The sequence below is a fragment of the Brachybacterium sp. SYSU DS0246 genome, from assembly GCF_059391765.1.
The window spans coordinates 13868-27735 of record NZ_JBZXYT010000022.1 but is presented as its reverse complement, the minus strand read 5'-3'; the positions used below and the strand labels follow the sequence as shown (position 1 = coordinate 27735).

Annotated in this window: 9 protein-coding genes; 7 read left to right on the top strand and 2 right to left on the bottom strand. The window is 70.1% G+C overall.

Annotated elements, in window-relative coordinates; all coding sequences use genetic code 11:
* The first annotated feature begins 127 nt into the window (after positions 1-127).
* The 5 genes from AC5020_RS11845 (at position 128) to AC5020_RS11825 (ending at position 7233) form a co-directional block, all read left to right on the top strand.
* Positions 128-1279 carry a hypothetical protein gene (locus AC5020_RS11845; RefSeq protein ID WP_464988440.1) on the top strand — a complete coding sequence of 384 codons (1152 nt, stop codon included), beginning with the start codon at positions 128-130 and terminating at the stop codon, positions 1277-1279.
* Positions 1280-1463: 184 nt separating this feature from the next.
* A complete protein-coding gene (rhaI, locus tag AC5020_RS11840) occupies positions 1464-2648 on the top strand; it encodes an L-rhamnose isomerase (RefSeq protein WP_464988439.1) in 1185 nt (394 codons plus the stop codon).
* A gap of 2 nt (positions 2649-2650) precedes the next feature.
* Positions 2651-4747 (top strand): bifunctional aldolase/short-chain dehydrogenase, encoded by a 2097-nt coding sequence (locus AC5020_RS11835; protein ID WP_464988438.1) that lies wholly within the window; start codon positions 2651-2653, stop codon positions 4745-4747.
* A gap of 14 nt (positions 4748-4761) precedes the next feature.
* On the top strand, positions 4762-6273 hold the full coding sequence (locus tag AC5020_RS11830) for a rhamnulokinase (protein ID WP_464988437.1): 1512 nt from the start codon (positions 4762-4764) through the stop codon (positions 6271-6273).
* Positions 6274-6426: 153 nt separating this feature from the next.
* Positions 6427-7233 (top strand): ATP-binding protein, encoded by an 807-nt coding sequence (locus AC5020_RS11825; RefSeq protein WP_494564432.1) that lies wholly within the window; start codon positions 6427-6429, stop codon positions 7231-7233.
* Positions 7234-7242: 9 nt separating this feature from the next.
* On the opposite strand, the gene AC5020_RS11820 is transcribed toward AC5020_RS11825, so the two are convergent.
* Positions 7243-8256, bottom strand: coding sequence for a LacI family DNA-binding transcriptional regulator (locus AC5020_RS11820; protein ID WP_464988435.1), 1014 nt, complete (start codon positions 8254-8256; stop codon positions 7243-7245).
* Between the two features lie 80 nt (positions 8257-8336).
* A complete protein-coding gene (locus AC5020_RS11815; protein WP_464988434.1) occupies positions 8337-9632 on the bottom strand; it encodes an ABC transporter substrate-binding protein in 1296 nt (431 codons plus the stop codon).
* Between the two features lie 257 nt (positions 9633-9889).
* Between AC5020_RS11815 and AC5020_RS11810 the strand changes: the two genes are divergently transcribed.
* Positions 9890-12202, top strand: coding sequence for an alpha-L-rhamnosidase (locus AC5020_RS11810; RefSeq protein ID WP_464988433.1), 2313 nt, complete (start codon positions 9890-9892; stop codon positions 12200-12202).
* Between the two features lie 165 nt (positions 12203-12367).
* Entirely contained in the window at positions 12368-13666 is a 1299-nt protein-coding gene (locus tag AC5020_RS11805; RefSeq protein WP_464988432.1) for an ABC transporter substrate-binding protein, read from the top strand.
* The last annotated feature ends 202 nt before the right edge of the window (positions 13667-13868 follow it).

The window sequence follows — 13868 nt, the reverse complement described above, 5'->3', positions numbered from 1 at the left end:
GAGGCCGAGAGTACACGCGGATTCGCCGCCCTTCGAGGGTCCTCCGCCTCCCACCGGATCGCCGCCCTGACGGGTGAGGGGACTTCTCCCCATGGCCGAGAACTCCTCAGCACCACAGAATGACTGGATGAGCGATGACGAGCAGAATGCGCGTGAGGACACCGCTGCGGCGGCATCCGAGATCGATGCCGCCACGTCGCCCCGCTCGTCGCGGCCGGTCCGCCTCGCCGGCGGCCTGACCCTCGCCGTGCTGCTCGTGGTCGCCGGCGTGTGGACCGGGGTGGCGCGCCCCTGGGACACCGCTCCGCGCAGCGAGCCGGGCGAGATCATCGCCCGCGGCCTCTCGCTGGACGAGGAACTCGGCGACCCCATCGACGTCGTCTACCCCACCGGCGGGCTCACGGTGCGGTTCGGCGAACCGAACCGCGAGACGCCGGTCCTGACCATGGACGAGGCACCCTTCCCCAAGGCCCCGCGCGGCGGCCATTACCTGCCGGTCGAACTGGAGACCGTCGTGCCCGACGGACTCCGTGCGATGCGCCTGCCGGACTCGCAGATGCCCCCGCCGCAGGTCACCGTGGCCGTCGGTGACCAGGCCTATGATCTCGGGCCGTACATCGCCGATCTGTTCTGGGACGACGGACGGATGCAGCTGACCAGGGTCGGATTCCTCCTGGCCGTGGACCGCGGGCCGGTGGAACCGGTGATGACCGTCAGCTTCGATGGAGAGGATCAGGTCATCACACCGGACGGTGTCACCGACGCCGGCACGTTCGCCGCCCTCCCCACCTCCGGATCCACTCCGTCCGGGGAGTGCGACGCGGAGGTCCTGCCGTCGGGGTGGGCCTCCCACGGCGATCCGACGTCGTGCACCCTCGCCGGCCCCGACGAACTGCCCTGGGTGGGTGGCCTCGGGTGGGCGCCGGAGGGACAGATCTGGCAGGTCAGCACACTGGACCTCGAGATCCCCGCGGTCGTCGAGTTCACGACGCCGGCAGAGGAGCAGCAGAGAGCGAGCGTGCAGAACTCGGCGGAGCTGACTCCCGTGGTCTCCGCGGACGACGCTGAGCCCGCCGCCATGTTTCCCAAGGCGGAGGCGACCAACGCGCTGACGCTGTCGCCGCCGGGGACGTGGACGGTGATCTCCGGACCGGTTCCCCCAGGCACCACGACGGAGCTGGGGATCACGGTGCAGGTGCTGGTCGAACCAGTGAGCGATGAGGAGCCCGGCCCCGAGGAGAGCGAACTGGAGCTGCAGTTCTCGGCCCACGCCGCGTGATCTCGGCAGCGTCCGCGCTCTGGCGCATTCCGAGACCCCCGTGCTACGGTTGTTGAGTCGTTTCAACCTGCGCCGGGCGCTGGATACCGTGCAGTCACCATGCTCGGCACGACGTCTCCGGACGCACAGGATCCGGCCCGTCAGCGTCGACGACCCACGAAGTCCGACCACGAAGGAGCTCCTCATGGCCCCCGCTCCCCTGCCCGCCTTACCCGAGAACCTCGCGCGCGACCTGCGCGAATTCACCATCGAGGTGCCCAGCTGGGGCTACGGCAACTCCGGAACCCGTTTCAAGGTGTTCGGCACTCCGGGCACTCCCCGGGACCCGTTCGAGAAGATCGCCGACGCCGCCCAGACCCATGCGTACACCGGTGCCGCACCGCGGGTCTCCCTGCACTACCCCTGGGACAAGGTGGAGGACTTCGCAGCGCTGCGTTCCTTCGCCGAGGAGCAGGGCGTGCGGATCGGGATGATCAACTCCAACACCTTCCAGGACGACGAGTACAAGTTCGGCTCGCTCACCCACACCGATGCCGCCGTGCGCCGCCGCGCGATCGATCATCATCTCGAATGCCTCGAGGTCATGCGCGCCACCGGGTCGCACGAGCTGAAGATTTGGCTGGCCGACGGCACCAACTACGCCGGTCAGGACTCGATCCGCCGCCGCCAGGACCACCTCGCCGAGTCCCTGAGGGAGATCTACGCGGCTCTCCACGACGGCGAGCGCATGGTGCTCGAGTACAAGTTCTTCGAGCCGGCGTTCTACCACACGGACGTTCCCGACTGGGGCACCAGCCTGCTGCACTGCCTCGCCCTCGGCGAGCAGGCCATGGTGGTGCTCGATACCGGCCACCACGCCCCCGGCACCAACATCGAGTTCATCGTCGCCCAGCTGCTGCGCCAGAACCGGCTGGGCGCCTTCGACTTCAACTCCCGCAACTACGCCGACGACGACCTCATCGTCGGCTCCGCGGACCCGTTCCAGCTGTTCCGCATCCTGTTCGAGATCGTCCAGCAGGATGCCCACCGGCCCGCATCGAGCGTGAACTTCATGCTGGACCAGTGCCACAACCTGGAGTCGAAGATCCAGGGCCAGATCCGCTCCGTGCTGAACGTGCAGGAGACCCTGGCCAAGGCGCTGCTGGTGGATCGCGAGGCACTCGATGACGCGCAGCAGCGCCACGACGTGCTCGAGGCGCACGGGATCCTGATGGACGCGTTCTGGACCGATGTGCGCCCGGCGCTGGCGGCGCTGCGCGAGGAGCAGGGGCTGCCGACGGACCCGTTCACCGCGTTCCGCTCCAGCGGCTACGAGGAGAAGGTCGCCGCCGAGCGCGTCGGCGGGAACCAGATGGGATGGGGAGCCTGAGTATGAACGAGCACAGCACCACTGCCGGCGCCGCGGGCGGCACGGGCCGTACCGCCGGTGGCACGGCCACCGAGACCGTCGGCGCCCTGATCGCCCGCTCGAACGAGCTGGGCGCGGATCCGCGCAACACCAACTACGCCGGCGGCAACACCTCGGCCAAAAGCACCGACGTCGACCCCGTCACCGCCGAGGAGATCGAGCTGCTGTGGGTCAAGGGCTCCGGCGGCGATCTCGGCACCCTGACCGAGAAGGGCCTGGCGGTGCTGCGACTGGACCGCGTGCGGGCCCTGCAGGACGTGTACCCGGGCGTGGAGCGCGAGGACGAGATGGTCGCGGCCTTCGACTACTGCCTGCACGGCAAGGGCGGTGCCGCCCCGTCGATCGACACCGCGATGCACGCCCTGGTCGACGCGCCCCATGTCGATCATCTCCACCCCGATGCCGGGATCGCCCTGGCGACGGCGGCCGACGGGGAGAGATTGACCCGCGAGTGCTTCGGCGAGGCCGTGGTGTGGGTGCCCTGGCGCCGCCCCGGCTTCCAGCTGGGCCTGGACATCGCCGCGATCAAGAGGCAGAACCCGCAGGCGATCGGTTGCATCCTGGGCGGTCACGGCATCACCGCCTGGGGCGAGACGTCCGAGCAGGCTCAGCAGAACTCGCTGCGGATCATCCGCGAGGCCACCGAGTTCATCGAGGCCACCGGCGCCGCAGAGCCGTTCGGCGCCCACGACCCCGCCCGGGCGGCTCTGCCCGGGGCCGAGCGTCGGGCGAAGGCCTCGGCTCTGTTCCCCGTCGTCCGCGGGCTGGCCTCGACGGACGCTCCCATGGTCGGGCACTGGACGGACACCGACGCCGTCCACGAGTTCCTGGCAAGCGAGAAACTGGCGTCGCTGGCGGAGCTGGGCACCTCCTGCCCCGACCACTTCCTGCGCACCAAGGTCAAGCCCCTGGTCCTGGACCTCCCGGCCGATGCCCCGATCGAGGACGCCGTCGCCCGGCTGCGGGAGCTGCACGAGGCCTACCGCGCCGACTACACCTCCTACTACGAGCGCCACGCCGACGCGGACTCCCCCGCCATGCGCGGCGCGGACCCGGCGATCGTGCTGGTCCCCGGGGTGGGCATGTTCTCCTTCGGCAAGGACAAGCAGACCGCCCGCGTGGCCGGCGAGTTCTACGTCAATGCGATCAATGTGATGCGTGGGGCGGAAGCGATCTCGACCTACTCCCCCATCGACGAGTCCGAGAAGTTCCGCATCGAGTACTGGGCCCTCGAAGAGGCGAAGCTGCAGCGCCGTCCGACGCCCAAGCCCCTGGCCACCCGCGTCGCCATGGTCACCGGCGGCGGCTCCGGCATCGGCAAGGCCACCGCCACCCGGCTGGTCGCCGAGGGCGCGTGCGTCGTGATCGCCGATCTGAACCTCGAGAACGCCGAAGCGGTCGCCGAGGAGCTCGGCGGGCCGGATGTGGCGGTGGCTCTGAAGGCCGACGTCTCCGATGAGCAGGCCGTGGTCGAGATGGTCCGCGAGGCCGTGCTGCCCTTCGGCGGGCTCGACCTGATCGTCAACAACGCCGGGCTCTCGCTGTCCAAGCCGCTGCTGGAGACCACCGCGAAGGACTGGGACCTCCAGCACGACGTGATGGCCCGCGGCTCCTTCCTGGTCTCCCGCGAGACCGCGAGGGTGATGATCGACCAGGCCATGGGCGGGGACATCATCTACATCTCCTCGAAGAACTCCGTGTTCGCCGGGCCCAACAACATCGCCTACTCCGCCACCAAGGCCGATCAGGCGCACCAGGTGCGACTGCTCGCCGCGGAGCTGGGCGGGGACCAGATCCGCGTCAACGGCATCAACCCCGACGGCGTGGTGCGCGGCTCGGGCATCTTCGCCGGCGGCTGGGGCGCCTCGCGGGCGAAGGTCTACGGCGTCGAGGAGGAGAAGCTCGGGGAGTTCTATGCCCAGCGCACCCTGCTGAAGCGCGAGGTGCTGCCGGAGAACGTCGCGAACGCCGTGTACGCGCTGACGGCCGGGGATCTCTCGCACACCACGGGCCTGCACGTCCCGGTCGACGCCGGCGTCGCCGCAGCGTTCCTGCGCTGAGGGGACGGGACGGCATGGTGCACGAAGAGGTGCAGGGCTCCGCGCAGGCCGCGGCGGTGCCACCCGTGGCGATCGCCGCGGTCGATCTCGGCGCGACGTCCGGCCGGGTGATGCTCGGCGTGGTCTCCGCCGCGGGCATCGAGCTGACCGAGGCACGGCGCTTCGCCCACGAGCTGCGTGACCGGGACGGTCACCTCACCTGGGACATCGATGAGCTGTGGGCCCAGATCCAGGAGGGCCTGCGCGAGGCGGCCGCTCTCGCGCGCGAGCGCGGGCTGGAGCTGGCCTCGATCGGCATCGACTCGTGGGCGGTGGACTACGTGCTCGTCGGGCCCGACGGGTCCCGGATCGGGAACGCGATCTCCTATCGCGACTCCCGCACCGACGGGGTGGCCGACGAGGTCGCCGAACGCGTCAGCCGCGAGCGGCAGTTCGAGATCACCGGCATCGCCCAGCAGCCGTTCAACTCGATCTACCAGTTCGCCGCCGACGAGCGCCTGCGGGACCTGCCCGAGGGCTCCCACGCCCTGATGCTGCCGGACTACCTCGCCTTCCTGCTGACGGGGCAGCGGCGCACGGAGGTCACCAACGCCTCCACCACGGGACTGTTCGACGTGCGCGGGCGCGCCTTCTCCCCCGAACTGTTGGCAGCGGTCGGGGTGGAGCTTGCGATCTTCGCCCCGCTGATCGAGCCGGGTGAGCGCATCGGGGAGGTGCGGGAGGAAATCGCCGTCGAACTGTGCCTGCACCGGGTGGCGGTGACCGCCGTCGGCTCGCACGACACCGCCTCGGCGGTGCTTGCGGTTCCGTCCGCAACGAGCGTCGAGTCCACGACCGACGGCCCCATCGCCTACATCTCCTCGGGCACCTGGTCTCTGGTGGGGCTGGAGCTGCGCGAACCGATCCCCACCGAGGCCGCCCGACGGGCCGGCTTCACCAACGAGGGCGGCGTCGGCGGCACGACCCGCTTCCTGCAGAACGTCATGGGCCTGTGGCTGGTCTCGGAGTGCATGCGCCAGTGGTCCGAGGAGGGCCGCGAGACCGAGCTCGAGGAGCTTCTGGAGGCGGCCGCCGCCGAGCCCGGCGGACGATTCGTCATCGATGCCACCGACTCCCAGTTCCTGCCGCCCGGGGCGATGGCCGACCGGGTGGCCCGGGCCGCACGCCCGGGACCGGCAGCACACGGCGAGCACGACGTCCCGCGGACGAGTGCCGAGATCGTGCGCTGCCTTCTCGACTCCCTGGCCATCGCCTACCGCGACGCCGTGACCACGGCCTGTGAGCTGGCCGGGACGGGGACGCCGGCGAGAGTCCACGTCGTCGGTGGCGGCAGTCAGGGCGCCCTGCTGAATCAGCTGACGGCCGACGCCCTGGGCGTCGAGGTGGTGGCCGGCCCCGTGGAGGCCACCGCCCTGGGGAACGTTGCCGTCCAAGCGGCGGCTCTCGGCGCGATCGAGGACAGCGCGGAGGCGATGCGCGCGCGCATCCGCGCCGGGGCCGAGCTGAGCAGATTCGCTCCGTCCTGAGCGGTGTCGGTTCCGTACCGGGTGCGACGCTGACCGGACAGTTCTGCGAACCTGTACGGTGAACCGCCTCGAAACTGCACGGTGAGTGCCTGCGAATCTGTACGGTAGAGGGTTGCGAAGTTGTACGGCAGAAGCCTGCGAATCTGTACGGAAGTGCGCTGCACCCGGGAGATCCTCGCGTCCGGCTTTCCCGGGATGCGAACGGCCGCGGAGAGCGCGCGGAACGACCTGCTGGACTCCTACCTCTCCTTCGCGGTCGAGCGGGAGATGCCCGCTCTCGGCACGGTCGTCCGGCGCCCCCAGGCACTCACGGCCTGGCTCCGCGCCTACGCAGCCGCCTCCTCGACCACCGCCAGCTTCGAAGCGATAGCGGACGCCGTCTCACGAGACGCCCGCCCGCGCCGAGCGACGATCGCCGACCATCGGGAAGCTCTCGGCCAGCTCTACCTGCTGGACGAGGTGCCGGCCTGGGCCCCGTTCGGCAAGGAGCTCAGCCGCCTGGGCGGTGCCCCGAAGCACCAGCTCGCCGATCCCGCTCTGGCGGCGCGCCTCCTGCGCGTCGGACCGGATGCCCTGATATCCGCGTCCGGGATCGCCGACACCTCACCGTCGTTCCGCGCACTGCGGCGCGGTCCGCTCCTGGGGTCGCTCTTCGAATCGTTGGCGACTCTCTGCGTGCGGGTGTATGCACAGCCCCACCGCGCGAACGTCTTCCACCTGCGCACTCACGGTGGGGACCACGAGATCGACATGATCCTCGAGCGGGAGGACGGGCGGATTCTCGCCATCGAGGTGAAACTGTCGTCCTCCATCGATGACGAGGATGTGCGTCATCTGCACTGGCTGGAGGACAAGCTGGGCGAGGACGTCGTCGACCGCATCGTCCTGACGACCGGCCGCACGGCCTACCGACGGGCCGACGGCACGGCGGTCGTCCCACTCGCGCTGCTCGGCCCGTGAGCGCCCACCTCAGCCCGTCGTCGACTCCCGCTCGACCAGCTCCGGCCGGAAGCTGACGTGGCGGTGCGGGGCATCGCGATCCGCGATCTCCTCCTCCAGCAGGGCGAGTGCGGTGCGGCCCATGAGGTCGGAGGGCTGGGAGACGGAGGTCAGCGGCACCACGGTGCTGCTGGCGAAGGCGATGTCGTCGTAGCCGACCAGGGCGATCTCCTCCGGCACCGCGACCTGGTGACGGAATGCGAAGGCCTGCAGCACCCCGACCGCGAGCAGGTCGTTGACGCAGAAGACGGCGTCCGGGCGCTCGGCGCGGGACCGCTCCACGACCTTCTCGCCGACGTGGCGCCCGGCGAGCACCGTGAGGTCCTCGGCCTCGAGCACCTCGATCTCGATCCCGGCGTCGGCCGCGGCCCGTCGGGCTCCGCGCAGGCGGTCGGCGACCTGGCGGAGGTCCTGGCGGGCGGCGACCACGCCGATCCGGCGCCGGCCGAGGGAGGCCAGGTGGCGCACCGCGATCTCGCCGCCGGCGATGTCGTCGACGCTGACAGAGGAGCCGTCCGCCGCATTGCGCTCGCTCTCGACCAGCACCACCGGGGTGCCGCGGCGGCGGATCGCGTCGATCAGCTCGGCGGTTCCGCCCGTGGAGGCCAGCAGGATGCCGCGCACCCGCTGCTCCTCGAACAGGGAGAGGTACAGGCGCTCGCGCTGCTCACGGTTGTTGGTGCCGCCGGCGATCACGGCGAGGCCGGACGCCTCGGCGGCCGCCTCGATCCCTCCCACCAGCTGCGTGTAGAACGGGTTCCCGGAGTCCAGGACGATGGCGCCGACGGTGCGGGAGTGGCCGACCTTCAGCTGCCTCGCGGCGTCGTTGCGCACGTACCCGAGCTCGCGGATCGCCTGCTCGACGCGTTCGCGCCGGTCGGCCGAGACGATGTCGCGACGGTTCAGGACGTTCGAGACGGTGCCCACCGAGACGCCGGCGTGCCGGGCGACGTCCTTCATGCTCACCGGGCGGCTGGCGGCCACTGCGCACGCTCCTCTCGCAGACGGGTGATCCCGGGCCCATCAGCCCGGGATCACGATGCCGCGACTTTACCGTGCCCGCCTCATTCCAGCAGAGCAGGTGCCTCCTCGACCACGGACGCCGCGGCCGCGGCCGGATCCGCACGCTCGAAGAGCACGTCCTCCATGTAGCGAGAGATCAGGTCACCGACGGAGCTGCCTCCCGGCGGGGTGATCGGGGGCGGGTCACCGAGCTCCTCGGCGATCGCCTCGATGAAGTCGATGGTCTTGAGGTCGGAGTCGGCCAGTTGCGGGGTGATGGCCTCGCGCACGTCGAGATTGGCGGGCACTCCGCGCTCGGCGAGCAGGATCCTGCCGGCGTCGAGATCGTTGACGAGCCAGTCGACGAAGGCGACCGCCTCCTCCTGCTTCGCGGTGCCGGCCGCCACGGCGAAGTACATCGAAGCCTTGTACCAGAGCTGCGCATCGGCCGCTGCGCCGGTCCTGGAGGGCATCCGCAGGATCTTCACCGCCCCGTCCAGTGCGCTGTCGAGGGTGACGACCTGGTTCGACCACTGGGACTGCAGACCGCATCTCCCCTTGGCGAACAGCGCCTGGTCCACCGTCTGGCCGACCTCCTCGACCGCCACCGAGGCAGACGGGGCAGCGGCCGAGGCCTGCAGCTGCAGTGCGAAGTCCATCCAGTCCTGGAGCTGTTCGGCGGTGAAGCCGATTCCGTCGTCGCTGAACCGTTCGGCGCCCAGCTGGCGGAGGTAGACCGACAGCGTCGGGTCACCGGCCGCACCGAACTGCTGCGTGCCGTAGGTGCCCTCGGGTGTGTTCTCGGTGATGGAGGTGGCGATCTCGACCAGGTCGTCCCAGGTCCACGTGGTGTCGTCGGGCATCTCTACCCCGGCGGCTTCGAACACGGCGGGGTTGGCCATCAGCACGGGCGCGTTGACGCCGGCGTTGACGGCATACAGCCCATCGTCCACCCGTCCGGCATCGAGCGCGGCCTGGTCGAAGGCGGAGGTGTCGAGATCGGTGGAGGCGAGGTCCAGGAGGATGTCGCGACTGGCGTACTCCGCGAGATACCCCTCGTCCATCTGCAGGATGTCGGGCGTATCGCCCCCGGCGACCTGGGTGGCGAGCTTGTCCCAGTACCCGTTCCAGTCGACCGGCTCGGGAGAGATGGACAGATCCGGCTCGATCTCCGAGTAGGCCTGTATCGCTGCCTTGGTGTACTCGTCACGCTTGGCGTTGCCCCACCAGGCGAAGCGCAGACCGCCGCCCTCGGAGGATCCGGATCCGCCGCCCGAGGCGTTGGGTCCGCAGGCCGCGAGGCCGGTGAGCGATGTCAGGGCGAGGGGAAGAGCCAGTGCGGTGCGACGAGTGGGCATGGGCGATCTCCTTCGATCGAGGGGAGGCCGAGTCTAGACACGTCGATTGAAACGTGTAAACAGGGATCCGGGACCTCGCTCGCCGACACCGGCCGGCGGCCCTGCTCCCGAAGCGCCGCGCGTCCCGCCCGTCAGCTAGGGTCGAGCGTGAGTCGTTTCATTGCGCCTCCGCCGACGTTCTCGGCACGTGCCGCCCGGCGGCGCGTCCGCGGAACGCTCGCCCTCAGCCCGACGATGTGATCTCGAGGAACTCGCCCATGCCCGCTCCCGTACGTGACCGCCCATCGGCGCCCTCCAGCGCCGCCCAGGCACTGACCGATGCACTCGCCATCTCGGCTCCGCAGGACACCGGCCGGCTTCCGGTGCTGACCCGTCGCCTCGCGCTCGAGGCCGACCCTGCTCGCGTCGCCCGCGCCGAGCTGGTGGCCACGGCTTACGGTGTCTATGACGCGCGCATCGGCAGCCATCCGGTGACCGCTTCCGTGCTGAACCCGGGTTGGACGGTGTACGAGCGACGGCTGCAGGTGCAGCGATTCGACGTCACCGAGCAGGTTCGCGACGCGGCCGGAGGCGCCAGCGAGCGAACCATCGATCTCGCCGTCACTCTTGCCGGAGGCTGGTGGCGCGGCGACTTCGGCTTCGACGGCGGCGTCAACTACGGTCCGGACCTCGCCTTCCTCGCCGCGGTGGAGATCACCTTCGACGACGGCTCCACGCAGCGAGTCGTCACGGACGAGTCCTGGAGCTCGCACCTGAGCCCGATCGACCTGGCGAGCCTGTACCACGGCCAGCGCGAAGATCGTCGGCTCGCACCGACGCCCGCGGAACCGGTCCGGGTCGTGGAGATTGACCGCGAGACCCTCGTCGAGCAGGCCTCACCGCTGATCATCCGGCACGAGACCCGCCGCCCCGAGAGGATCTGGACGTCCCCATCCGGCAGGACCCTGCTCGACCTCGGGCAGAACCTGGTGGGCCATCTGCGCTTCACCGTCACGGGCGAGGCCGGCACCGAGATCAGGCTGCGTCACGCCGAGGTCCTCGAGCACGGCGAACTGGGCACGCGGCCGCTGCGCGCCGCCGAGGCGACCGATCGGATCGTCCTCGCCGGCGATCCCGCCGGCGAGACGTTCGATCCGAGCTTCACGTTCCACGGTTTCCGCTACGCGGAGATCACCGGCTGGCCCGGCGACCTGCGCCCCGAGGACGTCGAAGCCGTCGTGGTCCACTCCGATATACCCCGCACCGGGTGGTTCGAGTGCTCGCACGCCGGCGTGAACCGGCTGGTGCAGAACTCCGTCTGGAGCCAGCGCGGAAACTTCCTGGCGGTTCCCACCGACTGCCCGCAGCGCGATGAGCGCCTGGGCTGGACCGGTGACATCGCCGCGTTCGCCGCGACCGCCGCCTATCAGTTCGATGTCTCCGGGTTCCTGCACAACTGGCTCATCGACCTGGCCGCGGAGGTGCGGATGAACCCGCGGTCGGTGGTGCCCTTCGTCGTGCCCGATCTGATCAAGCTCGGCGACGCGGACGGCCCCGCCTCCGGCACGAGCGAAGGCTGGGGCACGCCGACGGCCATCTGGGGCGATGCCGCCCTCTGGGTCCCGCAGGCGCTGTGGAACGCCTACGGAGATCTCGACCGGCTGCGCGAGCACTACCCCGGCATGGTGCTGCATCTCGAGTCCGTCGAGCGCGCCCTCTCGCCCAGCGGCCTGTGGGACACCGGCTTCCAGTTCGGTGACTGGCTCGATCCCGATGCCCCGCCGGACGCGCCGGCCGATGCGAAGGCCGACAAGGGCGTGGTCGCCACCGCCTGCCTCGTGCGCTCGGCCCGTTTCGCGGCGGAGACCGCACGGTTGCTCGGCGAGGACGATGATGCCCGGCGCTGGCAGGACCTCGCAGAGCGCACGCTCTCCGCGTTCACCGACGCCTACGTCGAGGCCGACGGTCGCATCCGCTCCGACTGCGCGACCGTGTACTCGCTGGCCATCGTCTTCGACCTGCTCGACGAACCCACCCGAGCCGCAGCCGGTCAGCGGCTCGCCGAGCTGGTGCGCGCCGCCGACTACAAGGTGTCCACCGGCTTCGCCGGCACCCCGTTCGTGACGTGGGCACTGTCCGAGACCGGGCATGTCGAGCACGCGTACCGGCTGCTGCTCGAGGAGGAGAACCCTTCCTGGCTGTATCCGGTCTCGATGGGCGCCACTACGATCTGGGAGCGCTGGGATTCGATGCTGCCGGACGGCTCCATCAACCCCGGCGAGATGACCAGCTTCAACCACTATGCCCTGGGCGCGGTCGCCGACTGGATCTACCAGGTCGTCCTCGGTATTCGACCGGCCGAGCCCGGATACCGCACGATCCTGCTGAAGCCGACGCCGGGCCCGGGCATCGACTGGGCGAAGGGCGCCTACGACTCCGCCGTCGGCCGGATCGAGCTCGAATGGTCCACGGCGGAGGGCGGCTTCACCTGCACGGCGACCGTGCCCGCCGGCATCGACGCGCGGGTCGAGCTGCCCGACGGCACCGCCCGACACATCACCGGCACCGGGGAGCCCCGCACCCTGGCGTGACGGGCGCGCGCCACAGCAACACTCGGAAAGCGTTTGATCCGCGTGGGGGCGATCAGGAAGCATCATGCGTTCTCGGCAGGACAGGCCCCGCGGGGCCCGTGGGCGAAGCTGCTCACGTCGTCTCCTGCCGGGTCACTCCGACCCATCGATGTGCAGGAGAACGACATGCTCACCCGACGCCACACCCTGGCCCTGCTGGCTGCTGCCGGCGCGGTGCCCGCCCTCGCCGCCTGCGGCCCCAACGCCGGGTCCTCCGCGAGCGGGATGCGGATCTACTGGTGGGGTGGCGATCTTCGCAACGACCTCACCCGCGAGGTGCTGGACATGTACACCGCCGAGAACACGGAGGTGGAGGTCTCGCCGGAGTACAGCGAGTGGTCGAGCTACTGGGACAAACTGGCCACCCAGACCGCCGGCGGCACGATGCCCGACGTGGTGCAGATGGACGAGGCCTACATCGACTCCTACGGCACCGAGGGTTCGTTGCTCGATCTCGAGACCGTCTCGGACTCCCTGGATCTCTCCGCGATGGACGAGGCCATCCTGGAGACGGGCCGCCTGGCCGATGGCACTCTGGTGGGCGCACCGAACGGCTTCAACCTCTTCGCCACCGGCATGAACCCGACCGTGCTCGAGCAGGCCGGCATCGACGCCCCGGACGACACCACGTGGACCTGGGACGACTTCCTCGAGCTGTGCCAGCAGATCTCGGAGTGGGGGAAGTCCACCGGCGAGGATGTGTTCGGCACTAGCTCCTTCGGGCTCGGCTCCGCCGACCTCGCCGCCTGGGCCCGCCAGACCGACAACCAGCAGCTGTTCCCGCGCGAGGATGAGGAGCTGGTCACCAAGGACACGATCGTCGACCTGCTCGAGTTCAGCCGCAGTCTGGCTACCACCAGCGCCGCGCCGGGCGCCTCAGCGCAGATGGAGGACGACTCCGCAAGTCTCGAGCAGGGACGCTTCGCGACCAACCGCTGCGCTTTCATGCAGGTTCCGAGCTCGCAGATCCTCACGTTCCAGGAGTCCTCCGGCTCCCCGCTGCAGCTGCTGCGCATGCCGGCCCGCACCAGCGGAGAATCCCGCATGGTCAACAAAGCATCGATGTACTGGTCCATCGGCAAGTCCACCGCGGACACCGCGCAGGCGGCCGCCCTCACCAGCTTCCTGCTCGCCGATGACGCGGCGGCCGAGATCCTGAAGATCGAGCGCGGGATCCCGGCCTTCCCGGAGCTGCAGGAGACGGTGCGGCCCCTGCTGAGCGAGAACGAGCTGGTCTCTCTCGACTTCGCTCAGAAGATGCAGGAAGAGGTGGTCAAGCCTCCTGCGGTGACTCCCGCAACCGGTGTGGGCTTCGGCGACGAGTACGCCAATCTCGCCGAGGAATCCCTGTTCGGCAAACGCTCGACCTCGGAGATCGCCGACGACATCCTCAGCACGCTCGAGAGCATGCAGCCGCAGCGCTGACCTCCGTCACGCGCCCTTCCTCGGCGCCCTGCGTCGGCGCCGCCCGTCGCGCGCCGACCTTCGCGCGCCCTGCGCCGGCGCCCGCGTCGTGCGCCGACCTTCGCGCGCCCTGCGCCGGCGCCCGCGTCGTGCGCCGAGATCCGTGACCTGGTGGAAATGAGCGAGGCATTTCAACCAGGTCACGGATCTTGCGCGTGCCCTA

Coding starts and splice junctions, on each gene's coding strand:
- AC5020_RS11845 (WP_464988440.1), top strand. CDS start 128: ATGAGCGATGACGAGCAGAATGCGCGTGAGGACACCGCTGCGGCGGCA.
- AC5020_RS11830 (WP_464988437.1), top strand. CDS start 4,762: ATGGTGCACGAAGAGGTGCAGGGCTCCGCGCAGGCCGCGGCGGTGCCA.
- AC5020_RS11810 (WP_464988433.1), top strand. CDS start 9,890: ATGCCCGCTCCCGTACGTGACCGCCCATCGGCGCCCTCCAGCGCCGCC.
- AC5020_RS11815 (WP_464988434.1), bottom strand. CDS start 9,632: ATGCCCACTCGTCGCACCGCACTGGCTCTTCCCCTCGCCCTGACATCG.
- rhaI (WP_464988439.1), top strand. CDS start 1,464: ATGGCCCCCGCTCCCCTGCCCGCCTTACCCGAGAACCTCGCGCGCGAC.
- AC5020_RS11805 (WP_464988432.1), top strand. CDS start 12,368: ATGCTCACCCGACGCCACACCCTGGCCCTGCTGGCTGCTGCCGGCGCG.
- AC5020_RS11835 (WP_464988438.1), top strand. CDS start 2,651: ATGAACGAGCACAGCACCACTGCCGGCGCCGCGGGCGGCACGGGCCGT.